Origin of the sequence: Streptomyces sp. NPDC020898 (assembly GCF_044333925.1) — a bacterium.
GTDB lineage: Bacteria > Actinomycetota > Actinomycetes > Streptomycetales > Streptomycetaceae > Streptomyces.
In genome coordinates, this window is the sequence record NZ_JBIRRV010000003.1 from 376,806 (window position 1) to 400,310 (window position 23,505).

Consider the following 23,505-nt stretch of genomic DNA (forward strand, 5'->3'; position numbering starts at 1 on the left):
TGACCATGCAGTCCCGCATCGAACTCGTCCCCGCGTTGCGGGACGTCCGGGCCGTCGTCCTCGACACCGACGGGGTGATCACCGACTCGGCCCGGGTGCACGCCGCCGCGTGGCAGACCGCCTTCGACGCCTTCCTGCGCACGCACCCGCCCGAAGATCCCGGCGCGCGGCGCCCGTTCGACGTTCGCGAGGATTATCTGCGGTACGTGGACGGGAAGTCCCGCCTCGACGGCGCCGCCGCCTTCCTCGTTTCGCGCGGCCTCGACCCCTCGGACGCGACGGTGCGCGCTGTCGCCGCCGACAAGGAGCTGCTGTTCACCGAGCGGCTGCGACAGCACGGCGTGGACGCGTATCCAGGGACGGTACGGCTGGTGCGTGCCCTGCGCCGGGCGGGGGTTCCCGTGGCCGCGGCTTCGGCGTCCCGGCACGCAGGTGAACTCCTCACCAGGGCCGGGGTGTTGGGCCTCTTCGACGCTCTGGTCGACGGCGCCGAGGCGGCCCGGCTGGGGCTGGCGGGCAAGCCGGAGCCCGACCTCTTCCTGGAGGCGGTGTGCCGGCTCGGCGTCCCCGCCGGGCATGCCGCCGTCGTGGAGGACGCGCTGGCCGGTGTCGAGGCGGCCCGTCGCGGTGCGTTCGCCGTCGTCGTCGGCGTGGACCGGGCCGCCGGTGCGAACACCGCGGCGAGACTGCTGCGGCACGGCGCCGACATCGTCGTACGAGACCTGGGAGAGCTACTCGTGGGAGGGGCACCGCAGTGACGGAAGAGGCGGCAGGGACGGGCTGGAGCTGGGAGTACGACGGTTACGCACCCGGGGACGAGCGCCTCAGGGAGTCCCTGTGCACGCTCGGCAACGGCTACTTCGCGACCCGGGGGGCGCTGCCCGAATGCGTCGCCGACGACGTGCACTACCCGGGCACCTACGCGGCCGGTTGCTACAACCGGCTCACCTCGGACGTCGCGGGACGGCGGGTCGAGAACGAGGACATGGTCAACCTGCCGAACTGGCTGCCGCTGCGCTTCCGGCCGGCCGGCGGTGAGTGGCTCACGCCGGACACCGCGCAGGTGCTCGACCACCGACAGGTGCTGCACCTGTCCTCGGGGCTGCTGGAGCGCCGGACGCGGTACGCGCTGGGCGAGGGGCGGGCGCTGTTCGTGCGGCAGCAGCGGCTCGTGCACATGGGGGACCCGCATCTGGCGGCCCTGCGCACCGAGTTCACCGCCGAGGGCTTCGCCGGCGAACTGGAGGTCGAGGCCGCGCTCGACGGCGGCGTCACCAACTCCGGGGTCGCACGCTACCGCGACCTGGACGGCCGCCATCTGACCCACGTGCACACCGGCAGCGCCGGGCCCGACACGGTGTGGCTGCGCTGCCGGACCCGCACCTCGGACATCCGGATCGGCATGGCGGCCCGACTGACCACCGGCACGCCGGTCTCGGACCCGCCCGACGCGACACGTGCCGTCCAGCGGGTGCTCGTGCACCTGACCCCGGGCCGCACGGTCGCCGTCGACAAGACCGTCGCCCTGCACACCTCCCGCGACCCCGCGATCAGCGACCCGCTGGCGGCCGCCGTCGACCGGGTGGGCGCGGCCCCCGGCTTCGAAGAGCTCCTGGAGGGCCATCTCACGGCCTGGGACCAGCTGTGGCGCCGGGCCGACCTCGACGTCCCCGGGGAGGCGGGCCGCATCCTGCGGCTGCACCTCTTCCACGTCCTGCAGACCCTCTCCCCGCACACCGGCGACCTGGACGTGGGCGTGCCGGCCCGGGGACTGCACGGTGAGGCGTACCGGGGGCACGTCTTCTGGGACGAGCTGTTCGTGCTGCCGTACCTCAACCTGCACTTCCCTGAGGTGTCCCGCGCGCTGCTCACCTACCGTCACCGGCGCCTGGACGGGGCCCTTGCCGCGGCGCGGGCGGCCGGTCTGCGCGGTGCCATGTATCCGTGGCAGAGCGGCAGCGACGGCCGGGAGGAGACACAGGAGCTGCATCTCAACCCGCGCTCGGGGCGCTGGCTGCCGGACCTCTCCCGGCTTCAGCACCACGTCGGTTCGGCGATCGCCTACAACGTGTGGCAGTACTGCGAGGCGAGCGGTGACACCGAGTTCCTGCACACCAAGGGCGCCGAGATGCTGCTGCAGATCGCCCGCTTCTGGGCGGACGCGGCCACCTACGACGAGGACCTCGGACGCCACCGCATCCGCGGCGTGGTCGGCCCCGACGAATACCACGACGCCTACCCCGACGCGTCCGAACCCGGCCTCGACGACAACGCGTACACCAACGTCACCGCCGCCTGGGTGCTCACCCGCGCACTGGAGGTGCTGCGGGGCCTGCCCGAACCCCGCCGCCGCGAACTCCTGGAGCGCACCGGCCTGGACGGCGGCGAACTCGAACAGTGGGAAGACGTCTCGCGCACCCTCCACGTGCCCTTCCACGCCGGTGTGATCAGTCAGTTCGAGGGCTACGGCGACCTCGCCGAACTCGACTGGGAGGGGTACCGGAAGCGGTACGACGACATCCGGCGCCTCGACCGGATCCTGGAGGCGGAGGGCGACACCGTCAACCGTTACCAGGCGTCCAAGCAGGCCGACGTGCTGATGCTCGGTTACCTCTTCGGGCCGGCCGAACTCCGGGCGCTCTTCGGCCGCTTGGGGTACCGGCTCGACGAGGACACCTGGCGGCGCACCGTTGACCACTACCTGGACCGGACCAGCCACGGCTCGACGTTGAGCGGTCTGGTCCACGGCTGGGTCCTGGCCCGGGCCCGGCGCGCCGAGGCGTGGACGTTCTGCCAGGAGGCACTGCGGGGCGACATCGCAGACCTGCAAGGCGGCACCACGGGTGAGGGCATCCATCTGGGTGCCATGGCGGGCACCCTCGACCTGGTGCAACGCGGACTGACCGGACTGGAGACCCGCGGCGGGGCCCTGTGGGTCGACCCCGTGCCGCTGCCGGAACTGTCCTCGTACGGGTTCGCCATCCGCTACCACGGCCACTGGGGAGTGCGGCTGCGGCTGGAACGGGAGCGGCTGGAGATCGCGGTGCCGTCGTCCGGCCGTGACCCGATCGACGTCCGGCTGCCGGACCGCGCGGTGTCCGTCCAGCCGGGGGAGACGCGCCGACTGGTGCTTCCGGACTGACCTGCGTCCTCACGCCGGGACGACGGCGAGCGGGCACCTGGTGTGCCGCGCGACGGTGTACGCGACGCGACCGAGTCCGCTTCCGCCCCCCTCACCCCGCCACCAACAGCTCGGCGTTGCCCGAGGTCCGGACGAGCGCCTGCGCGGGATCGAAGAGGACGACGTCCTCCAGTACCCGCACGTGCGGGTACTGGTCACGCCAGGGCCGCGACGCGTCGGCCACCGCCGAGGGTGAACGCGGCGTGGGTCCGGTCTCTCCGGCGGGATGCGGTCCGGCGTGCAGTACGTGCAATCGCCGTCCGCGCAGGCTGCCGTGTCGACGGCGAGCGTCACCTTGTCGGGCCGGCGTCCCAGGCTCGTACAGGCGAGTCTGCTCGGCACCAGGACGATCAGGTAGACCGCATCCCCGGCGAAGGCCGGTGCCGTCGACCCCAGCGACAGGCCTGCGCAGCCCCATTCGCCGCGCGCACCCAGGACGATCATCTCCGCGTCCCGGCTCTGGAACAGCAGCGCGGGCGCCGCCGCCCCCGCGAGCCGCACGCTCTCGACGCGCAACGCCGGGTGGCGGGCCGCGAGTTCGGCCGCCACGCGCGGGGCCACGGCATCCGGGCGGTACGGCCACGCCCTGCCCCGGCGCCCGGTGACGGGAGCGCTCAAGCCGAGCACGACGCCCTCCCGGGCCGCCGTATCGCCACGCTGGAAGGCCTGGATGGGGGAGCGAGCGGGCCGTCCAGCACTCCCGGTGACGACCACGAACGACAACCAGGCGAACCGCAGGACACACTCAACCGAGGCACAGAACTCCTCCGCCACAGGGACCGGCCGGTCAGCACTCCGGGACCTACGGTCCCTCGTGTCGCAGGCGCGCAGACACAAGAGTGGGAGCACATTCTCGAAGGAGGCCCACTCATGTCGCGTACCGTCACCGTTGGTCTGGACGGCTCGAACGAAAGCCTTGCCGCGGCCGAATGGGCCGCGCTGGAGGCCGCGATGTGCGGGATTCCCCTCCGCGTCGTGCACGCGGGCGAGCAACAGCCCCACGAGTACGTGCCGTTCGCCGGCGAGCGGGTTCCCCCGCCGGGAGCGGACCGGTCCGCCCGCCTGCTGGTCGAGGCGAAGGCCCGGCTGGCCCACCGCCACTCCGGTGTACAGGTGACCGCCGAGCAGATCGCCGGCCATCCGGTGAACGCGCTGATCGCCGCCGCGGGGAAGGCCGAAGTCCTCGTCCTCGGATCACGGGGCCTCGGCAGGATGGCGGGTGTCATGCTCGGCTCCGTGGCGTTGGCCGTGGTCGCCCGAGCCGAGCGGCCGGTCGTCCTGGTCCGCCCCGCCGAGGACACCGGGCAGGAACGCCGACCGGACGTGTTCGAGGAGTCCGACAGGGCCACCCCGTACCGTGATGTGGTGCTGGGACTGGACCTGCGCGCCCCCGACGACCACGTCCTGGAATTCGCGTTCGACGCCGCGGCCAGGCGCGTCACCAGGCTGCGGGTGATCCACGGCTGGGGCGGCGTGATCTCGTCCTCCGCTTTCGCAGGTGACGGTGGTCCGGCCCGGGACGGGCAGACAGTGGCGGCCGGAGTGCTCCGCCCCTGGCGGGACAAGTTCCCTGGCGTCGAGGTGGCGGAAGAGGCCGTGATCGGAGACGCCGGTGCGCACCTGGTGGACGCCTCGCACGACGCCTCGCTGATCGTCGTCGGGCGCCGCAACCGCACGGGCTCGCTCGGCTCGCACATCGGTCCGGTGGCCTGCACGGTCCTCCAGCACGCGGTCGCACCGGTCGCGGTGGTGCCGCACGACTGACGGCGTTCACGCCAACGGGGACGGGGCGTGGGCCGTGAGCCGGAGCCCGGTGATCAGATCGGGGTGGATGCGGATGGCGTGATCCATCCGCTGCATCACCCAGGGGCGCAACAAGGCCCGGTAGCGGGCCAGTTCACGCGGATCGGTGACCAGCCACGCATACCCGGTGACGACCACGCTCCACCCGGTGTGCGTATCGGGGTCGATGACGTCGGCCTCGTAGGCGACGACGGCCCCCGCACCCCCGGCCTGCCGGGTGTACCGGGCCAGCGCGGCGTCACCGTGGGTACGAATGACGATGTCGCCGTCGACCAGGACGTGATTGACCGGGCGGACGGTCGGCAGCGCGTGCCGGGTGAAGACGATCCGTCCCAAGGACACGCTGCCCAGCAGCCGCAGCGCCTCGACGCCGTCGAGCTCGACACTCGTGTGCGCTCCTGAGGAGTTCGACGGGTCGTCGTCGCCGGCCATGGCAGGTTTCCGTATCGTTCGGTCACTCACAGTTCATGTCTCCCGGAGTCAGGCGTGGGCCTGATCGGGCCATTCGAACCGCGCGGGACCATCTCGCACCAGGGCCGTTCGGCCTCGGTCGGAGTCCGGTGGTCCCTGTCCCGCGCGGCTGGGGGTGTATCAACCTGTCCGGGTGGGTCACCGGCGGTGCATGGTCTCCAGAGCGGAGGCCAGTACGCGGGGGTCGTGGTGGCCCTTGTAGACCTCCGGCGGGTGCCTGTCCAGCTTCAGGAGCCGCGCCACCGCCGTCCAGGCGGTGCGCACGGAGTACTCGACGGTGAAGACGACATCGTCGGGCACCTCCGCGAACTGGCCGATGAAGGCGAGGTTCACCGATCCCTCGGGCACCACCCGGGGCCGGTCGTCGCGGCGACGGGCCAGGAACTGGCTGGTGATGTACGGCATCACACAGGGCACGACCGTAGAGGTCTCCAGGATTCGCGCCGCTGTCCGCTCGTCGAACGGGAAGTGGTGCAGGACCTCTTCGAGGACCTCGCGGCCGGAGCACATCGTCATCGGCTTGGGTGTCTGGTTGCCGGCCCGGCCGGGAAACAGGCCGTAGCCCCACCGGACGGACACGTCCTCCGGCTGGTCGCGGTAGACGGGCTGCCGGTGGGCGACGACGGTGACGAAGACACCGCGCCCGGTCTCCTCCACCGCGAGCCGCGCGAGCGCGGTGTGCTGGTCCAGGGCGGCGACCGACGCCTTCTTGACGATGTGGTCGACCTGTTCCTGGGTCAGTGACTCGTAGTCGGCGAGCGACTTCAGGCCGGCCGTCACCAGCCGGTCCACCGCGACGGCGATGTCGGACGGCGCGCCGGCGCCGGCCGCGGCCTCGGTTCCGACGTCGTGACGGGTCATGAGTGGGCCTCCGTTGTCGAGGGCCGCCGAGGCTGACCGGCGGCTTCCGGTCGGAGCGGCACCGCGGGACCGCAGCCGCTCCGGTTCCCACTCTTGTCCGCGCGGCTTGCCGGCTTCTTGTGCTGAAGGTCCTTCGTCGGGGCCTGACCGGCCCTGGTCCGGGCGGGCCGAGCGGACCGTCAGGACGAGAGCGTCGGACGGTGAATCGGCGCTCGTCACTGTCCGGGCAGTCGGCGCCGAGTGATCCCCCGGGAGGAGCTCTGCTCGGTCTGGCGCTCATCGTCGAGACGGAAGGTCAGGCTGCTGAACACTCCGACGACCCCGTCCACCTGCCAGGTCGACCGGACGACGCGGGCGATGTCGGTACGGCTTTCCAGGCGTCCTTCGAGCGTGACCAGGCCGTCGCGGACCGAGACGACGACGGCGTCGGGCGGCAGGCCGGGAGCAGCGGCCAGGATCTCGTCGGTCACCTGCCGGTGGATGTCCTCGTCCGTGCGCAGGAAGACCCGCAGCAGGTCCCGGCGGGTGGCGATACCGATGAGCCGGTCCTCCTCGTCCACCACGGGAAGCCGCTCGATTCCGTGACGCTCCATCACCCGCGCGGCATCCGGAACAGGTTGCTCCGGATGCACTGTGATCGCGGGTGTGGACATCAGATCCCCGGCGGTGGCGGCACGCGCCCCGGCAGCCGCTCGGTGCCCCGGACGCTGCAGGCGCGGCAGCCGGTACCGGCGATCCCGGCGCTCACCGGCCCGGGCCGCCTGACCGCGCACCAGGTTGGTCCCGGAGACGACCCCGACCACCTTGCCGTCGTGGTCGACGACCGGCACCCCGCTGATCCGATGGGCATCCAACAGTCGGACCACTTCCTTGAACGGGGTCTCCCGGTGCGCCTGGACGACCTCGTCGGTCATCACGTCGCCCACGGTGTGGATCTTCACGGTGTGTTCCTCCTTCACCGGCGGGAGAAGGGACGGAGTCCTTCCAGGACCCGCCGGGTGACGGGGCTCCGCCCACAGTCACCCGGCGCATCCGGGTCCATTGCGCCCCGGCCTCTTCAGCCGTCCGTCGCTTCGGTCTGTGTCGGCCCGACGGGCGGCCCGCCCCGCCACGGCGGGGGTGTGGCCGACCTGCGGGCCGCGTCCGCGCGGTGCGCGACCTGGTCGGCCTGGCCGCGCAGCCGCTCCTGCAGCCGGTCGGCGAGCTCGTGCGCGGTCGCTTCCCGGGCGTGCACCACCACGAGGGTGCTCCCCACGGTGATCTCGGCCCCGGCGGACCACGGCTGCTCGGCGTGGTGCGCCGGGGCCCTGGTGATCCGCACCTCGCCGCTGACGGCCGGCAGTCCCGGCCGGCCCAGAGCCGCGTCGACCTTGGCGCGGACGTATGCGAGGGCTTCCTCGTCCACGTCGCCCTCGGCCCGTACACGCACCGCGTCGGTGGTGACGTGGGTTCCGGTGTCCCTGGCAGTCATGTGCTCAACTCCTTCTGAACTTCTCATCGTTCGGACCGCGGCTCCAGACTGCTGTGCGCGCCGGCCCCCGGCCCAGGGCCATCCGGCACCCGGAGCGGGGCCGGGTGGGCCGGCCTCACCTGCTGTCGCTCGTCCCCAGCTCGGTGAGCGCGGCCCGTCCCGCTTCCAGGCGGGCGACCGGGACGCGGAACGGCGAGCAGGAGACGTAGTCGAGTCCCGCGCTGTGGAAGAAGTGGACGGAGTCCGGATCCCCGCCGTGTTCGCCGCAGACGCCGATCTTCAGGTCGGGGCGGGTGGCGCGGCCTTCGGCGACCGCGATGTCGACCAGGCGGCCGACGCCCGCGCGGTCGATCGTCTCGAAGGGCGAGGCGGCGAAGATGCCCTTGTCGAGGTAGGCGGAGAAGAACGCCGCCTCGACGTCGTCGCGGGAGAAGCCCCAGGTGGTCTGGGTGAGGTCGTTGGTGCCGAAGGAGAAGAACTCCGCCTCCTCGGCGATCCGGCCGGCGGTGAGCGCGGCCCGGGGCAGCTCGATCATCGTGCCGACCGGGCAGTGGACAGGGATGCCGGTCTCCTCGGCCACCCGGGCCAGGACGCGTTCCACCACCTCGCGTTCGATGCGCAGTTCCTCGACGGCGCCGACCAACGGCACCATGATCTCCGCCTCGGGGGAGCCACCGGCCCGGATGCGTTCGACGACCGCCTCCGCGATCGCCCGTACCTGCATGGCCACCAGGCCGGGGATCACGAGGCCGAGGCGCACGCCGCGCAGGCCGAGCATCGGGTTCTCCTCGTGCATACGGCTGACGGCTGCGAGGAGTTCGGTGTCGTGCGGGTCGGGCGCGGCACCCTGGGCCTCGGCGGTGGCGACGCGGACAGCGAGGTCGGTGCGGTCGGGCAGGAACTCGTGCAGCGGCGGGTCGAGGAGGCGGATGGTGACGGGCAGGCCGTCCATCGCCTCCAGGATCCCGGTGAAGTCCTGGCGCTGGAGCGGGAGCAGGGCGTCGAGTGCACGCTCTCGGGCGGCGTCCGTGTCGGCCAGGATCATCTCCTCGACCAGCTTGCGGCGCTCGCCGAGGAACATGTGCTCGGTGCGGCACAGGCCGATGCCCTGGGCACCGAACCGGCGGGCCCGCGCGGCGTCCTCGGGGGTGTCCGCATTGGCGCGCACCTCCAACCGCCGTACACCGTCGGCCTGTTGGAGAGTGCGGGCCACCGACTCGACCAGCCCTGGCGACCCTTCGCCCGTCTCGAAGTATCGCATCAGCGCGGAGTCGACCAGCGCGGCCGCACCGGCGTACACGGCACCGGCGGAGCCGTCCACCGAGATGACCGTGCCCTCCTCGACGACGGTGCCGTCACCGGTGGTGAAGCGGCGGGCGTCGGTGTCCACGGTGAGTTCCTCGGCACCGCAGACGCAGACCTTGCCCATGCCCCGGGCGACGACGGCCGCGTGACTGGTCTTGCCGCCCCGGCTGGTCAGCACGGCCTGGGCGGCGACCATGCCGGGCAGATCGTCGGGGGTGGTCTCCTGGCGGACCAGGACGACCTTCTCGCCGGCCGCGGCGCGCCGTACGGCCTCGGCGGAGTCGAAAACGGCCGAGCCGACCGCGGCACCGGGCGAGGCCGGCAGGCCGTGGGCGAGCGCGTCGCCGGTCGCGGAGGCGTCGAAGCGGGGGAACATCAGCCGGGCCAGCTGCTCCCCGGTCACGCGTGCCAGGGCTTCGTCCGGGGTGACGATCCCCTCGTCGGTCAGCTGGGCGGCGATGGAGAAGGCGGCCTCGGCGGTGCGTTTGCCGACGCGGGTCTGCAGCATCCACAGGGTGCCGCGCTCGATGGTGAACTCGATGTCGCACAGGTCCCGGTAGTGCCGCTCCAGGGTCTCCATATGGTCGCGCAGCCGTCCGTACGACGTCGGGTCCAGCCGTTCCAGCTCGGCCAGGGGCACGGTGTTGCGGATGCCGGCGACGACGTCCTCGCCCTGCGCGTCGGCCAGGTAGTCGCCGTACAGGCCGGGGCGGCCGGTGGCCGGGTCCCGGGTGAAGGCGACGCCGCTGCCGGAGTCGGGGCCCAGGTTGCCGAAGACCATGCGCTGCACGGTGACCGCGGTGCCCAGATCGTCGGGGATGTGCTCGCGGCGTCGGTAGAGGCGGGCGCGTTCACCGTTCCAGGACCGGAAGACGGCGAGGACGGCGCGGCGCAACTGTTCGGCGGGGGCCTGCGGGAAGGTCTCACCCGTCTCGTCGGCGATGAGGTTCTTGTACATCTCGACGAGTTCGGCGAGGTCGCCCGCGTCCAGGTGCAGATCGTCCGTGACGCCACGGATCTCCTTCAGCAGTCCCATGGCCCGCTCGAACAGTGCGGAGTCGACACCCATCACCGTACTTCCGAACATCTGTACTAGTCGGCGATAGGAATCCCAGGCGAAGCGTTCGTTCCCGGAGGACTTGGCCAGGCCCAGGACGGATTCGTCGTTCAGTCCGATGTCGAGGATCGTCTCCATCATGCCGGGCATGGAGAAGCGCGCGCCGGAGCGGACGGAGAGCAGCAGCGGGTTGTCGGGCTGCCCCAGCAACCGCCCGGCGGCGGACTCCAGGCCGGTGAGATGCCGGGAGATCTCCTGGGACAGGCCGTCCGGCTCCGCGCCGGTGGCCAGGAAGGCCCGGCAGGCCTCGGTGGAGATGACGAAACCCGGCGGGACAGGGAGCCCCAGCCGGGTCATCTCGGCCAGGTTCGCGCCCTTGCCGCCGAGCAGGCCGGCCAGATCACGGCTGCCCTCGTGGAAGTCGTACACGTAACGGACCATGACGCCGTGCTCCTCAGCTTCGTACGATGGCTGCGCGGGCTTCCTGCCCGTTCCAGCGTCGGTCGGGCGCCGATCGGACGGCAGGTGCCGGCAGTCCCGACCCGGGCGGGAATCAGGGCCGACCGGCCCTGGTCCTTCGGCCCCGGGACGAGAAGGATCTCGGTGTGGAGGCCGATTCCGCGCACGGGCGGGCATCGGCGCGGACGCGCGACGAGGAGCAACTGATGGCGGACAGCGAGCGGCCTGGCACCGACGACGGCGCGATCCGGGTCTTCCTGCTGGACGACCACGAGGTGGTACGGCGCGGAGTGCGCGACCTGCTGAACGACGAACCGGACATCACCGTGGTCGGCGAGGCCGGCACCGTCGAGCAGGCCCTGGTGCGGGTCCCCGCGCTGCGCCCTCAGGTGGCCGTCCTGGACGTCCGCCTGCCCGACGGCGACGGAGTGACCGTGTGCCGGGAACTGCGCTCGCGCATGCCGGACCTGGCCTGTCTGATGCTGACCTCGTTCGACGACGAGGAGGCACTCCTCGACTCGATCATGGCCGGGGCGTCCGGGTACGTACTGAAGCAGATCCAGGGCTCGGACCTGGTCTCGGCCGTGCGCACGGTGGCCCGGGGACAGTCCCTGCTCGACGCGAGCGCCACCACCAAGCTGATGGCCCGTCTCCGCGAGGGGCAGCAGCCGGCGGAGGCGCCGGAGGCACTGCCGGGCCTGACCGACCGCGAGCGGGAGATCCTGGCCCTGATCGGCGAGGGGCTGACCAACCGTCAGATCGGTCAGCGGCTGTTCCTCGCCGAGAAGACGGTGAAGAACCACATTTCCCGGCTGCTGGCGAAGCTCGGCGTGGAGCGGCGCGTCCAGGCCGCCGTCATCGCCACTCAGGCCGAGGACCGGCTCAAGCACGAAGGCCGCTGAATCCGCCGGACGAGTTGTGGGGCCGAACGGCCTCCGGCTCGCCCCCGTAGGGCCCAAGTGCCGTCCGGTGCGCCACCCGCAGGCTGGGCAGCGCACCCGGACTTCACCGGGCACCGATCGGGAGGACGACGGACATGACCGTGCGTGTGGGAATCAACGGCTTCGGGCGCATCGGGCGCAACTACCTGCGCTGTGTGCTGGAGCGCGCGGAGACAGCGGCCGGTACGCCGGTCGAGGTGGTGGCGGTCAACGACCTCACCTCCGCGGCCGCGCTCGCCCATCTCCTGGAGTACGACTCGACCTACGGCAGGCTGCACCGCACGATCGAGCACGACGACACCTCGATCACGGTCGACGGCCACCGCATCGCCGTGACCGCCGAACGCGACCCCGCCGCCCTGGACTGGGCCGGCCTCGGCGTGGACGTCGTCATCGAGTCCACCGGACGCTTCCGCGGCCGCGAGGACGCCGGGCTGCACCTGAAGGGCGGGGCCCGCAAGGTGCTGCTGTCCGTACCGGGCAAGGGAGTTGACGCCACCGTCGTGATGGGCGTCAACGAGGGCACGTACGACCCGGAGACCGACCACGTCGTCTCGAACGCCTCGTGCACCACCAACTGCGTGGCGCCGATGGTGAAGGTCCTCGACGACGCCTTCGGCATCGACAAGGGTCTGATGACCACCATCCACGGCTACACCAACGACCAGGTCGTCCTGGACGGCCCGCACAAGGACCTGAGGCGTGGCCGGAGCGCCGCCGTGAACATCATCCCGACCAGCACCGGAGCCGCCCGCGCCGTGGGCCTGGTCCTGCCGGAGCTGGCCGGCACCCTCGACGGCCTCGCGGTCCGCGTCCCCGTCGAGGACGGCTCGCTGACCGACTTGACCCTCGTACTGGACCGGGAGGTGACCACCGACGAGATCAACGCCGCGTTCCGGACGGCCGCCGACGGGCCGCTGAAGGGCATTCTGCGGGTGTCCGACGCCCCGATCGTCTCCCGCGACGTCGTCGGCGACCCCGCCTCCTGTGTCTTCGACGCCCCGCTCACCATGGCCCACGGAAACCTCGTGAAGGTGTTCGGCTGGTACGACAACGAGTGGGGGTACACCAACCGGCTCCTCGACCTCACCGAGTACGTGGTGGCCCGGCTTCCCCAGCGGTGACTGCCCGCGACAGCCTTGGCCTTGACAGCCGTACGTGATCCAGTACCGCCCCCTCCGACGGACCGATACCGTGGCACCCAGAGCGCTACGGCTGGTTGCCCGTGCGTCGTAGGGGACCTGGAGGAACGTCGGTGGGAAGCCCTAAGCAGCCCAGGGAAGCCCGCGTCAAGCTCCCGCAGTTGAGGCTGGACGAACTGCTGGAGGAACTCCAGGCCCGTCTGGACGCGGCCCGTGGCACCCGTGACCGGGTGCACAGCCTGCTGGAGGCGGTGCTCTCGGTCGGCCGCGAACTGGACCTCGAACAGGCGCTGCGCAGCATCGTGGAGGCCGCGGCAGTGCTGGTCGAGGCCCAGTACGCGGCCTTGGGCGTGATCGGGCCCGACGGCAGGCGGCTGTCGGAGTTCCTGACTGTCGGCATCGACGAGCAGCAGATCGCGGCGATCGGTCCCTACCCGGAGGGCCACGGCATCCTGGGCGAAGTGATCCGTCACCCCGAGCCGCTGCGCCTGACGAAGATCTCCGAACACCCCAACTCCTACGGTTTCCCGCCCCACCATCCGCCGATGAACTCCTTCGTGGGCGTGCCGATCCGGGTGCGGGACCAGGTCTTCGGCAACCTCTACCTGACCGAGAAACGGGACGGCGCGCAGTTCGACGAGGAGGACGAGTCGGTCCTGTCGACGCTGGCCGTCGCGGCCGGCGTGGCGATCGACAACGCACGCCTGTACGAGGAGTCGAGGCTGCGCGAGCGCTGGCTGCGGGCGAGCGCCGAGATCACCCACACCCTGATGTCGGGCAGTGACCGTGGTGAGGTCCTCGCGCTGATCGCCGAACGGGCCCGCGAGGTCACCGGCGCCGCGCTCGCGGTGGTGGCGGTGCCGATGGAGGGCACCGACTCCCTCACGGTGGAGCTGGCCATCGGGGAGGCGGCGGAGGCACATCGCGGGCTGGTCCTGCCCGTGGACGACAGCCTGATCGGCAAGGCCTTCGCCTGCGCCGCCCCCGTCACCAGCCCGGACGTCTCCCGTGAGGAGCCAGGGGCTTCTCCGGGCGAATGCACCGAAGGCATCGGGGGTGCAGAAGACCAGGGAAGCGTCCCGGCCGGGGGTCCCGCGCGGTTCACCGGGCTCGGCCCGGCCGTCGCCGTGCCCATCGGTACCACCGGCGGGGTACGGGGCATCGTCCTGCTCGTCCGCGAGGCGGGCCGTACGGTCTTCACCGAGAAGGAGACCGAACCGCTCCAGGGCTTCGCCGCACAGGCCGCCGTCGCGATGGAACTGGCGGAACGCCGCGCCGACGCCGCGCAGATCGCCGTGCTCCAGGACCGCGACCGGATCGCCCGCGACCTCCACGACCTGGCGATCCAGCGGCTGTTCGCCACGGGTATGACCCTGCAGAGCGCGGGCCGCTTCATCGACCACGCGGAGGCTTCGGAGCGGGTGCTGAGGGCGGTGGACGACCTGGACGAGACCATCAAGATCATCAGGTCGACGATCTTCGGGCTGCGGGCGCGTGACGGAGTCTCCGGACCGGGCCTGCGCGCCCGGGTGGTACGCGCGGTCGGCGAGGCCGCGCCCGTCCTGGGCTTCGCGCCCGGCCTGCGCATGGACGGCCTCCTGGACACCCATGTGCCCAAGGAGACCGCCGAGCACGTGGTGGCGGTGCTCTCCGAGGCCCTGACCAACGTCGCCCGCCATGCCCGCGCCGGCCGGGTCGGAGTCGCCCTCGAGACCGACGGCCGTGAGGTACGGCTGACGGTGACCGACAACGGCGTGGGCACCCCGCCCGACGGCCGCCGCAGCGGCCTGAGCAACATGGCCGAGCGGGCCCAGCAGCTGGGCGGAGAGCTGGAGTTGAGCAGTCCGGCGACCGGGGGCACCACCCTGGTGTGGCGGGTACCGGTGACGGAGGGGTAAGGGCGCGTCGCTGCCGGATCAGTGCGACGGCCGCGCGGCCACGGCACGGTGGGCGACGGCGCCGCGGATGCCGGTGCCCGTGAAGACGAGGGCGCCGGCCGCCACCGCGGCCAGCAGCATCAGGCCGAGGCCGTACGAGCCGTGGGCGCCGTACAGGGAGCCCATCACCAGCGGCGGTACGAAGCCGCCCAGGCCGCCCGCAGCCCCGACGACGCCGGTGACCGCGCCGGTCTTGTCGGGTGGGGCCAGCAGGGCCACGAAGGCGAACGTCGCTCCGCTGCCGGCGCCCAGTGCGGCGGCCATGGCGAGGCAGGCGAGTGTGCCCAGCGGCGCGAGGGACGGCGTGAAGGACTGCACGAGCGCGCCCGCGACCACCACCGTCAGGGCCCAGGCCAGGACCCGCACCGGGCCGACGCGGTCCGACAGCCAGCCACCGAGCGGTCGCATGGCCACCGCGAGGAGCACGAACCCGGCCATGCGGTTGGCGGCGTCGGCCTGGGTGAGGCCGTAGCCGGTCTTCAGACAGGTCGGCAGGTGGACGGAGAAGGCGACATAGCCGCCGAAGGCCACCGCGTGCAGGGCGGACGCCTGCCAGGTGATGCCGAGGCGGAGCGTGGCGACCAGGCGGCGGGCCGGCGGCTCCGAGGGCGCCGTACGCCCGGGGGCGTCCCGCAGGAACACCACGGCTGTGACCGCGTACAGAGCCAGCGCTCCGGCGGTGAGGAGGAACGGGTTCGCCATGCCGTGGGCGTCCACCAGCCTGACGGTGGACAGGGCGCTGACCGCGGTACCGCCCATGCCCATGCCGAAGACGCCGATGGCCAGCCCGCGCCGCTCGGGAGGGAACCACGCCCCGACAAAGGGCACGCCGACGGCGAACGCGGTACCGCCGACGCCGAGGAAGAAGCCCCCGGCGAGCAGGGCGCCGAGCGAGGGGTGGCCCGCCAGGCCCAGGTACAGCACCGGCACGATGGTGGCGGCCGACACGATCGGGAACATCACCCGTCCGCCGAACCGGTCGGTCAGCGCGCCGACCGGGATACGGCCCAGGGAGCCGACCACCACCGGTACCGCGACCAGCAGGGACTGCTGGAAGGAGGTCAGGCCGAGGGAGTCCTTGAAGCGGGGGCCGAGCGGGCTGAGCAGCGCCCACGCCCAGAAGTTGACGGCGAAGCCGGTGGTGGCCAGGGCCAGCATCAGCCAGGCCCGGCCCGGAACGAGGGCCGGCGCCTTCCCAGGGGCTGGAGCATGGTTCTCGTTCCCTTCTACGGGTTCTACGGGGCGTGCCTACGGGCCGTCAGGACGCGTCGGGCAGCCACAGGTCGGGGCCGAACACCTCGTAGCGGATGCGGCGCGCGGGCACTCCGCGGTCCAGCAGCTGGGTGCGGACGGCGCGCATGAAGGGCAGTGGGCCGCACAGGTACACGGTGGCGTCGGCGGGGACGTCCACCCTGGTGAGGTCCATCAGGCCGGTGCGGGCGTCGGGTTCGGCGGTGCCAGGCCGCTCGTACCAGCAGACCTCGCTCGCCTGCGGCAGCCGGTCCGTCAGCTCGTGCGTCTCGGCGCGCAGGGCGTGTTCGGCGGGGGAGGCGTCGGCGTGCAGGACCAGTACCGGGCGGGTGGAGCCGGTCGCGGCGAGGTGGGCGAGCATGCCGACCATGGGCGTGGAGCCGATACCGGCGGAGGCGAGGACCAGCGGGGTGCCCGCCTCGTCGAGGACGACGTCCCCGAAAGGCGCGGACAGCGTCAGCTCGTCGCCGGCGCGCACCGTCCGGTGCAGGAGCGTGGACACCTCGCCGTCCGGTGCGCCGTCGTCGCCCGCGACCCGCTTGACGGTGATGCGGCGCAGGTCGCCGCCGGGGTCGGAGGACAAGCTGTACTGCCGCAGTTGGTGCACACCGTCGGGCATGCGCAGCCGGACACTGACGTACTGGCCGGCCTTCGCCGCGGGGGCGGGCCCGCCGTCGGCGGGACGCAGCAGGAACGAGACGACGTCGGCGGTCTCCTCGCGGCGTTCGACGACGGTCCACGGCCGCCAGATCTCGCCCGGCGTGACGCCCGCCTCCTGGTAGATACGGGCCTCCTGGGCGATGAGGGCGCCGGCCATCAGCCAGTACACCTCGTCCCAGGCCGCGGCCACCTCCGGGGTGACCGCATCGCCCAGCACCTCGGCGATCGCACCGAACAGGTACTTGTGGACGATCGTGTACTGGTCCTCGGTGACCCCGACCGCCGTGTGCTTGTGGGCGATCCGCGCCAGCAGGGCGTCAGGACGGACCTCGGGGTCGGCGAGCAGCGCGCTCGCGAAGCCGGCTACCGACCCGGCCAGGGCCCGGCGCTGGGCGCCGCTGGCCTGGTTGCCGCGGTTGAACATCCCGTCCAGCAGCTCGGGGCGGTCGCGGAACATCGCGCCGTAGAAACGCGTGGTGATCTCGTCGAGCGCTCCGGCCACGGCGGGAAGGGTGGCCCGTACGACGGCGGCGGACTCTTCGGACAGCATGAAGCCTCCCGGGAAAGGGACCAGATACGGAGGGGAGAGAAGGGCCGCGCTCCCATGGGGCGGCGAACCCTGTATAGCAAGGCGAGCCGGTGATTTCGGGGGTCGCAGAGCCCTGTGGGACAGAACGGGACCAGCGGCCCACCGAATCGGGACCTCCGGTACGCCCCGACCGCTCGTCGCAGGGTCGGACGGGCGTGGGTACAGGGCCGTTCGGCCCAGGGCGCGGGTGTCGGCGCCCCGCCTAGCGTTCGCGCCCATGGAGAACGACGAGACCACGCGGCACGACCGGCGGGGCGACGGGGAGGGCCGGCCGCTGGCCGCCCGCAGGCTGGTGACACGCAACGAGGTGTCCCCCGACGGACGCGCCGTGATCGGCGAGGGCGATCCGAAGTGGGAGCGTTTCTACCGGGACTGCTGGGCGCACGACAAGGTGGTGCGCTCCACCCACGGCGTGAACTGCACCGGTTCCTGCTCGTGGATGGTGTACGTCAAGGACGGCATCATCACCTGGGAACACCAGGCCTCCGACTCCCCCCCCTGGTGCGTGACGAGGGCCACGGGCAACGATTGTCGGAGGGCAAGGCACTGAGCCATGGAGTGACTGAGCACCTCGCTGCTTGTACCGGTGGCAGACCTATCTTGCGAGAAAGACTCGGACGCTGTGCGGAGCGGCTCGTGCAGTGGTGCGACGCGCAGCGCGTGGCGTCGAGCGTGAGCTGACTGCCGTCCCTGCGGCTCCCCACTCGTGGACGTCGCCTGCCGTGCGGGGTGCCCACCGTCGGACGTCCCGCAGCAAGCAGCCCCGCCGCCGGAGATCGCTCGGTAATAAGGTCACCCCGGCTTGCTCGCCCACGCGCAGCCGGATGGAGCGTGACCCGTGCTACCGCGTCTCGTGCGAGCTTGTCCTCACCGACCAGGTGGCCAACAGTCCATCGAGTAGGCGCCGCCCCTCGTCGCTGTCGACCTCGACTTGTCGACGCTCTCCATACGAAGAGAGCTTCCCGTACGGAGCGCAGCTGGCTCCTTTGCTCCCGTTTACTCCGGGCGAAACACCCCGTGAGCTGCGGTGTACCAAAGTGCCAACTATCTCTCCGATTCCGTACCTCCAGTTGTTGAACCTAGTTGGCATCAGCGCAGGTCGTGAACGTTGCCTGATGCCAACTAAGAATCCTGGTCACAGTCGTGTGACCACAGACGTTAGTTGTCACATACTGAACTTGTTCCGCTTTGACGGACACCATCGGTGTGGCGGTCAGACACCCCATGTCATTTGAGGTCAAGTGGCAGGGGTGTGGGCGTGGTGTGACCAGGCGGTCGCTTCGTCGTAGAGGGTGCGGGTCTTGAGGCATCCGTGGAGGATGCCGACGAGGCGGTTGCCGAGCTGGCGGAGGGCGTAGAAGGCGGTTCGGGAGACCTTCAGCAGTTCACACGCGCGCTGGACGCTGTGGCCGCTCTGCTTCTCCGCCTCGATGAACGGGTGCACCGTCACCGGGTCTTTGCGAAGAAGGCCGTCGCACGCTTGAGGACCTCGACCCGTGATGGACATCCTCCCTACGACAGCTGAGGCGACGATGACCCTCGTTTCGAAGACGCCCAGTCATGGGCACACTGCGCCGGGACCGACAGCACATGAACACGCTGGACACCGCCGCACAGGACCGGCGAAGGAGCTCGTCGAGCATGAACTGCGTCTTCTACGTAGGTATTGAAGGCGGTCGCCGCAACGTTTGTGCAAGGCGGCGGGGGTGTCGAAGCGTTCCCTGTATCAGCTGTTCGAGAGCAAGGATGAACTGCTGGCGGCGAGCCTGGGGGAACGCGCCTCTGTCTTCGCGGCCGGGCTCCTGCCGGCGGCGGACGACGGCCGTGCACGCCGCGAGCGGATCCTGCACGTCTTCGACCAGCTGGAGGAGCAGGCGGGTGCGCCCGACCTCCAAGGCTGTCGGTGCCTGGCTGCTCAGATCGAGCTCAAAGACCGTAGGCACCCTGCAAGCCAGGTGGCCCACCGCGTCAAGGAGAACCTCACAGCCTTCTTCCGTTCCGAGGCCGAACAGGGCGGGGCAAGCCATCCCGACCTGCTGGCCCGGCAGCTCGGCATGGTCTTCGACGGCGCCAGTGTCCGCGCGGGGATCGGAGCCGACGAGCTGACCGGGCTCGTCACACTCACGATGACCACCCTGCTCGACGCGGCATGCGTGCGCTGACGCATCCCCTTTCGAGCAGGCGCTGTGACCGTGTGGTCCCCGGGCTGATGGCTCCCCGCCCCTCGGGCGTGCCGCGCGCCAGGAAGACCGTCGTCTCGTCGACATCAGCATCCAATAGCAGGTGCGCGGTTCCCCAGAGCCTCATTCAGCCGGCCCGGACCACTTCGCCGCATCACCCTGGCCGCGGCGGCTGGCCACGGCGGCGTGCCCTACACCTGCAGCTGGAGCGCTTAGAGGTGCCGTAGTAGCCCTTGAGTGCGGAATCGGCGACCGCTGTGCGGATGGCAACCTCAGCCTTGCGCTCGGAAACCGATCGGTTTACGATGATGGAAACCGGTCGGTTTCTCGATGAATCCAAGGCTGGTCCGTGGTCACGACCCCTTCGGGCGGGCCCTGTCCGAATCACCCGTCCGCAGCAGTTCACACAAAGGGAAGCCAGCGAGATGCCCAGCCCAGAGTCACGTCCCACGATTCACATCCCGGGGACCACCAGCCACACCATCGCCCCGCGCACAGGACGCCACAGCCGTGAGGGAACACTGCGCTACCTCAAGGCGGGCACCGGTGCTCCCGTGGTCCTGCTGCACACCGTGCGCACGCAGGCCGAGCACTTCCGCTCCCTCATCCCCCTGATCGCGGACCAGTACACCGTGTACGCCCTCGACCTGCCGGGGATGGGCTACTCCGAGATCGTGCCCGGTGCGTCGTACGACGAGCCAGCCATGCGCGCGGGCGTCAAGCGGCTCCTCACCGAACTCGACCTCCACGACGTGACCCTGGTCGGGGAGTCCATGGGGGCGGTGCTCGCCCTGACCACCGCGGCCGATCTCCCGGAGCGGGTACGGCGCGTCGTCGCGGTGAACACGTACGACTTCCCCGGCGGGATCGCCCGTTCCAGTCTCCTCGCTCGTGTGGTGGTCACCGGTGTCCTCGCTCCGGGGGTGGGCCCGGTGGTCGCCGGGGTGGAGCCCAAGGCCGCCCTTCGCAGGATCCTTCAGGGCGGGCTGGTCGACAAGGCCGCTTTGCGGGCGGACTACGTCGACGAACTCCTCCAGGTGGGCAGCCGCCCCGGCTACTCGACCGTCGCCCGGGCCGTGTACCAGAGCTTGCCCAGTCTCATCGCCGCCCGCTCGCGCTACTCCGAGGTCAAGGCACCCGTCCACCTCGTCTACGGGGAGAAGGACTGGTCCCGTCCCTCGGACCGGCAAGCCGACAAGGAGCTGCTGCCGGATGCCGATTTCACGCAGGTGCCGGGAGCAGGCCACTTCATCGCCTTGGAACGGCCCGACCTGCTGGCCGACTTGCTGAACGCGGTGGCGTGACGGCCCCGAGAGCGCCGTAGTCACCCCCGTTCGGGTGTAGTGCGGGACGGGGGCCAGGTTCGACCATGTGCCTGACAGCGTCGTCGCATGCAAAGGAGCAGCGCGTGGCGGAGATTCAGATCGAGTTCGATGTTCCGGCTCAGATGCGTGACGGCACGGTGCTGCGCGCCGATGTCTACCGGCCCGGGGGTACGGGGCCGTGGCCGGTGCTGCTGAGCCGGCTGCCGTACGGCAAGCAGACGCCCATGATGAGTGTCGTGCTCGATCCGCTGGCGGCGGCCCGGCGCGGCTTCATGGTGGTCGTCCAGGACACGCGGGGCCGGTTCGCTTCCGAGGGGGAGTGGGAGCCGTGGACGTATGAGGAGAGCGACGGGTACGACACCGTGCGGTGGGCCGCTGCTCTGCCCGGCGCGAGCGGCTCGGTCGGCATGCTGGGCGCCAGCTATTTCGGCAACACGCAGTGGATGGCGGCGTTGTCGAAGCCGCCGGAGCTGAAGGCGATCGCGCCGATGGTCACGTGGTCCGATCCGGACGACGGGCTGTGGACGCGCGGCGGTGCGATCGAACTCGGGATCACCGCCCCCTGGACACTCATCATGGGTGCCGACGCGCTGATGCGCCGGCACAGCACCGACCCCGGCGCGCTCGTGGGCAGTCTCGGCACGCTCGTGCAGGATCTCGACGGCCTGGCAGACGGCGGCTACGGGGAACTGCCCGCTGGGCGGTTCCCCGCGTTCGCCCGGCACGACTTGCCCGAGCTGGGCTACGAGCGGTCCCGGCGGGAGCCCCGCTGGGCGACGTCCTGCCGGGTCGCAGGCCGACACGACGAGGTGGACCTGCCCACCTTCCAGGTCGGCGGCTGGTACGACATCTTCAGCCAGGGCACGCTCGACAACTTCACCGCCATGCGCAGCGCCGGCCGGTCCGCCACGCTGATCATGGGCCCGTGGAGCCACGCCAACCAGCAGCACGTGGTCGGCGACGTCAACTTCGGGTTCACCGCGAACTCCGCCTTCATGGGCATGCGCGGACGCCTGCACGACCTGCAACTCGACTGGTACCAGCGCACGATCGGCGACGGCGAGGCCCTGGAGCCGGACACCGGCAAGGTGCTGCTGTTCGTCATGGGCATCAACCAGTGGCGCGAGGAGACGGAATGGCCCCTGCCGCGGGCCGTGGACACCCACTTCCACCTGCGCGCGGACGGACGCCTGACCCCTGAGCCGCCGTCCACCGCCGAGCAGCCCGACGAGTTCACCTACGACCCGATGAACCCGGTGCCCACCACCGGCGGAGCGCTCCTGCTGTCTGACGAGTTCCGTCCCGGGCCGCTCGACCAGACGGCCGTGGAGGCGCGCGAGGACGTCCTGGTCTTCACCACCGAACCGCTCACCGAGGACGTCGAGGTGACCGGCCGCGTGCGGGCGGTGCTCTTCACCGCCACGGACGGACCGTCGACCGACTGGGTGGCACGCCTGTGCGACGTCGACGAGACGGGTGTCTCCCGCAACGTGGCCGACGGCATCGTGCGGGTACGCGCGGCGACACCGGGCGAGCCAGCCGAGCACGTCGTGGACCTGTGGTCGACCAGCATCGTCTTCCGGGCAGGGCACCGCATACGGGTCCAGGTCACCTCCAGCAACTTCCCCCGCTGGGACCGCAACCTCAACACCGGCGAACCCGAGGAGACCGCGACCACGGCCCGAGTAGCCCGCCAGCAGGTCTTCCACGCCCCCGCCCGGCCCTCCCGCATCATCCTGCCCGTGGTGCCTGCGGCCTGATCACAAGCGACGGGAAGGCCGACCGATCGGGTCGTGGCGCTGCCGGATCTCCAGATGGGTGGGTAGTCCCAGGTCGGGTGCTTCCGCAGCTGCCGGCGGTTGCAGCAGGTCTCGAGGACTCCGTTGCCCAATTCGAGGGATTTTAGATTGATCACCCTCCCGATGGTCATCCAGAGGGGCGATCCTGCTGGTCAGGGGCGGTCCGGATGGATCGAAGCGGCCCCTTTTCGAGCTGGGGGTGACGGCGATGTCGATGGGGGCGACTCGTGGCTGTCCCGTCGGGTGAACGCCCTACGGCATCGTGTGGTCGATCGGCGCCATCCGCTCGATCGACAGCCGGGTGTGCCGCATGGCCTCGATGAGTTCCTCGGTCCTCGCGGGGTTGAGCCGGTCGATGGGGATCGAGCAGCTGATCGCGTCGATCGGGGGTGTGGTGAACCGGAGTGAGAATCCGTAACAGACGACGCCGGCGAAGTTCTCCTCGTTGTCGATGGCGTATCCGCGCTCGGTGGTGGCCCGCAGGTCCTTGATCAGAGCGTCGTGGTCGGCGTGGGTGTTCGGTGTGAGGGGCTTCAGCGTGTCGGGGACATGGTCGGCCAGGTCGGTGTCCAGCCGCTCGGCGAGCAGCGCCTTGCCCAGTGCCGTGCTGAAGGCCGGGAGCCGGCGGCCGACCCGGCTGAAGGGGCGGAGGTACTGGCTGGACTCGTGAGTCGCCAGATAGACGATGTCCGTGCGGTCCAGTCGCCCGTAGTGGATGGTCTCGTCGAGCCTGGCGCTCAGACCGTTGATCAGTGGCTGGACGATGCGCAGATAAGGGTCCGCGTCCAGGTAGGTCGTCCCCGCGAGGAGGGCGCGGATGCCGACGCTGTAGAGCGTGCCGGAGGGATCGGTGCGGACCCAGCCGTGTTCCGTCAGGGTCCGCAGCAGAGCGTAGACGCTGCTGCGCGGGGCGCCGAGGGCCTCGCTGAGTTCGCGCAGCCGGGCGGGCCGGTTCTGCCGCGCGGCCAGGAGCTCGAGCAACTCGACCGTACGGGCTGCCGACTTCACGCCCCGTACGCCACCGACCGCTTCAGGCTCACTCATCGCCACCCCTTCCGAACGCACTCGAAGAA

General features: G+C 71.1%; 18 protein-coding genes and 2 pseudogenes. 10 read left to right on the forward strand and 10 right to left on the reverse strand.

The window, feature by feature from the left end; all coding sequences use genetic code 11:
* Positions 1–5: 5 nt before the first annotated feature.
* Positions 6–758, forward strand: a complete 753-nt coding sequence (locus ACH4TV_RS12825; RefSeq protein ID WP_398397779.1) for an HAD family hydrolase — start codon at positions 6–8, stop codon at positions 756–758.
* Complete coding sequence (locus ACH4TV_RS12830) at positions 755–3,142, forward strand: glycoside hydrolase family 65 protein (RefSeq protein ID WP_398397211.1); 2,388 nt, start codon at positions 755–757, stop codon at positions 3,140–3,142. Before ACH4TV_RS12825 ends, ACH4TV_RS12830 begins: the two co-directional genes overlap by 4 nt.
* Positions 3,143–3,151: 9 nt before the next feature.
* Here ACH4TV_RS12830 and ACH4TV_RS12835 read toward each other — a convergent pair whose 3' ends face one another.
* Complete coding sequence (locus ACH4TV_RS12835; protein ID WP_398397214.1) at positions 3,152–3,808, reverse strand: hypothetical protein; 657 nt, start codon at positions 3,806–3,808, stop codon at positions 3,152–3,154.
* Between the two features lie 243 nt (positions 3,809–4,051).
* Here ACH4TV_RS12835 and ACH4TV_RS12840 point away from each other — a divergent pair, with 243 nt between their 5' ends.
* Complete coding sequence (locus ACH4TV_RS12840; protein WP_398397216.1) at positions 4,052–4,945, forward strand: universal stress protein; 894 nt, start codon at positions 4,052–4,054, stop codon at positions 4,943–4,945.
* Between the two features lie 6 nt (positions 4,946–4,951).
* Here ACH4TV_RS12840 and ACH4TV_RS12845 read toward each other — a convergent pair whose 3' ends face one another.
* The 5 genes from ACH4TV_RS12845 to ppdK form a co-directional block, all read right to left on the reverse strand.
* Positions 4,952–5,416: a pyridoxamine 5'-phosphate oxidase family protein gene (locus tag ACH4TV_RS12845; RefSeq protein WP_398397218.1), complete on the reverse strand. Its 465-nt coding sequence runs from the start codon at positions 5,414–5,416 to the stop codon at positions 4,952–4,954.
* A 177-nt stretch (positions 5,417–5,593) separates the two neighbouring features.
* Positions 5,594–6,316, reverse strand: a complete 723-nt coding sequence (locus ACH4TV_RS12850) for an oleate hydratase (RefSeq protein WP_398397220.1) — start codon at positions 6,314–6,316, stop codon at positions 5,594–5,596.
* 215 nt (positions 6,317–6,531) lie between these two features.
* Positions 6,532–7,257 carry a CBS domain-containing protein gene (locus ACH4TV_RS12855; protein ID WP_398397223.1) on the reverse strand — a complete coding sequence of 242 codons (726 nt, stop codon included), beginning with the start codon at positions 7,255–7,257 and terminating at the stop codon, positions 6,532–6,534.
* A 116-nt stretch (positions 7,258–7,373) separates the two neighbouring features.
* The gene (locus ACH4TV_RS12860; RefSeq protein WP_398397225.1) at positions 7,374–7,787 is read right to left on the reverse strand and encodes a hypothetical protein; all 414 of its coding nucleotides are present in this window, start codon (positions 7,785–7,787) and stop codon (positions 7,374–7,376) included.
* Between the two features lie 115 nt (positions 7,788–7,902).
* On the reverse strand, positions 7,903–10,590 hold the full coding sequence (gene ppdK / locus ACH4TV_RS12865; protein ID WP_398397227.1) for a pyruvate, phosphate dikinase: 2,688 nt from the start codon (positions 10,588–10,590) through the stop codon (positions 7,903–7,905).
* A 224-nt stretch (positions 10,591–10,814) separates the two neighbouring features.
* Between ppdK and ACH4TV_RS12870 the strand changes: the two genes are divergently transcribed.
* The 3 genes from ACH4TV_RS12870 (at position 10,815) to ACH4TV_RS12880 (ending at position 14,589) form a co-directional block, all read left to right on the forward strand.
* Positions 10,815–11,510 carry a response regulator gene (locus ACH4TV_RS12870; RefSeq protein WP_398397781.1) on the forward strand — a complete coding sequence of 232 codons (696 nt, stop codon included), beginning with the start codon at positions 10,815–10,817 and terminating at the stop codon, positions 11,508–11,510.
* A gap of 134 nt (positions 11,511–11,644) precedes the next feature.
* Positions 11,645–12,673, forward strand: coding sequence for a type I glyceraldehyde-3-phosphate dehydrogenase (gene gap / locus ACH4TV_RS12875; RefSeq protein ID WP_398397229.1), 1,029 nt, complete (start codon positions 11,645–11,647; stop codon positions 12,671–12,673).
* Between the two features lie 131 nt (positions 12,674–12,804).
* Positions 12,805–14,589 (forward strand): GAF domain-containing protein, encoded by a 1,785-nt coding sequence (locus ACH4TV_RS12880; RefSeq protein ID WP_398397230.1) that lies wholly within the window; start codon positions 12,805–12,807, stop codon positions 14,587–14,589.
* An 18-nt stretch (positions 14,590–14,607) separates the two neighbouring features.
* Here ACH4TV_RS12880 and ACH4TV_RS12885 read toward each other — a convergent pair whose 3' ends face one another.
* Both ACH4TV_RS12885 and ACH4TV_RS12890 read right to left on the reverse strand, forming a co-directional pair.
* A complete protein-coding gene (locus tag ACH4TV_RS12885; RefSeq protein WP_398397233.1) occupies positions 14,608–15,786 on the reverse strand; it encodes an MFS transporter in 1,179 nt (392 codons plus the stop codon).
* 100 nt (positions 15,787–15,886) lie between these two features.
* Positions 15,887–17,089 carry a globin domain-containing protein gene (locus ACH4TV_RS12890; RefSeq protein WP_398397235.1) on the reverse strand — a complete coding sequence of 401 codons (1,203 nt, stop codon included), beginning with the start codon at positions 17,087–17,089 and terminating at the stop codon, positions 15,887–15,889.
* Positions 17,090–17,345: 256 nt separating this feature from the next.
* Between ACH4TV_RS12890 and ACH4TV_RS12895 the strand changes: the two are divergent.
* Positions 17,346–17,660: pseudogene (locus tag ACH4TV_RS12895) on the forward strand (hypothetical protein); the annotation flags it as partial.
* 705 nt (positions 17,661–18,365) lie between these two features.
* Here the strand turns inward: ACH4TV_RS12895 and ACH4TV_RS12900 are convergent.
* A complete protein-coding gene (locus ACH4TV_RS12900; RefSeq protein ID WP_398397796.1) occupies positions 18,366–18,578 on the reverse strand; it encodes a hypothetical protein in 213 nt (70 codons plus the stop codon).
* 232 nt (positions 18,579–18,810) lie between these two features.
* Between ACH4TV_RS12900 and ACH4TV_RS12905 the strand changes: the two are divergent.
* The 3 genes and pseudogenes from ACH4TV_RS12905 to ACH4TV_RS12915 form a co-directional block, all read left to right on the forward strand.
* Positions 18,811–19,290 (forward strand): annotated as a pseudogene (locus ACH4TV_RS12905) (TetR/AcrR family transcriptional regulator); the annotation flags it as partial.
* Between the two features lie 443 nt (positions 19,291–19,733).
* Entirely contained in the window at positions 19,734–20,612 is an 879-nt protein-coding gene (locus ACH4TV_RS12910) for an alpha/beta fold hydrolase (RefSeq protein WP_398397237.1), read from the forward strand.
* A gap of 104 nt (positions 20,613–20,716) precedes the next feature.
* Positions 20,717–22,393 carry a CocE/NonD family hydrolase gene (locus ACH4TV_RS12915; protein ID WP_398397239.1) on the forward strand — a complete coding sequence of 559 codons (1,677 nt, stop codon included), beginning with the start codon at positions 20,717–20,719 and terminating at the stop codon, positions 22,391–22,393.
* A gap of 291 nt (positions 22,394–22,684) precedes the next feature.
* On the opposite strand, the gene ACH4TV_RS12920 is transcribed toward ACH4TV_RS12915, so the two are convergent.
* Positions 22,685–23,476 carry an IclR family transcriptional regulator gene (locus tag ACH4TV_RS12920; protein WP_398397241.1) on the reverse strand — a complete coding sequence of 264 codons (792 nt, stop codon included), beginning with the start codon at positions 23,474–23,476 and terminating at the stop codon, positions 22,685–22,687.
* Positions 23,477–23,505 lie beyond the last annotated feature (29 nt).

Bases quoted from the DNA above. Each gene is read 5' to 3' on its own strand.
- ACH4TV_RS12825 (WP_398397779.1), top strand. From the start codon at position 6: ATGCAGTCCCGCATCGAACTCGTCCCCGCGTTGCGGGACGTCCGGGCC.
- ACH4TV_RS12840 (WP_398397216.1), top strand. From the start codon at position 4,052: ATGTCGCGTACCGTCACCGTTGGTCTGGACGGCTCGAACGAAAGCCTT.
- ACH4TV_RS12845 (WP_398397218.1), bottom strand. From the start codon at position 5,416: ATGGCCGGCGACGACGACCCGTCGAACTCCTCAGGAGCGCACACGAGT.
- ACH4TV_RS12850 (WP_398397220.1), bottom strand. From the start codon at position 6,316: ATGACCCGTCACGACGTCGGAACCGAGGCCGCGGCCGGCGCCGGCGCG.
- ACH4TV_RS12860 (WP_398397225.1), bottom strand. From the start codon at position 7,787: ATGACTGCCAGGGACACCGGAACCCACGTCACCACCGACGCGGTGCGT.
- ppdK (WP_398397227.1), bottom strand. From the start codon at position 10,590: ATGGTCCGTTACGTGTACGACTTCCACGAGGGCAGCCGTGATCTGGCC.
- ACH4TV_RS12870 (WP_398397781.1), top strand. From the start codon at position 10,815: ATGGCGGACAGCGAGCGGCCTGGCACCGACGACGGCGCGATCCGGGTC.
- gap (WP_398397229.1), top strand. From the start codon at position 11,645: ATGACCGTGCGTGTGGGAATCAACGGCTTCGGGCGCATCGGGCGCAAC.
- ACH4TV_RS12885 (WP_398397233.1), bottom strand. From the start codon at position 15,786: ATGCTGGCCCTGGCCACCACCGGCTTCGCCGTCAACTTCTGGGCGTGG.
- ACH4TV_RS12890 (WP_398397235.1), bottom strand. From the start codon at position 17,089: ATGCTGTCCGAAGAGTCCGCCGCCGTCGTACGGGCCACCCTTCCCGCC.
- ACH4TV_RS12910 (WP_398397237.1), top strand. From the start codon at position 19,734: ATGCCCAGCCCAGAGTCACGTCCCACGATTCACATCCCGGGGACCACC.
- ACH4TV_RS12920 (WP_398397241.1), bottom strand. From the start codon at position 23,476: ATGAGTGAGCCTGAAGCGGTCGGTGGCGTACGGGGCGTGAAGTCGGCA.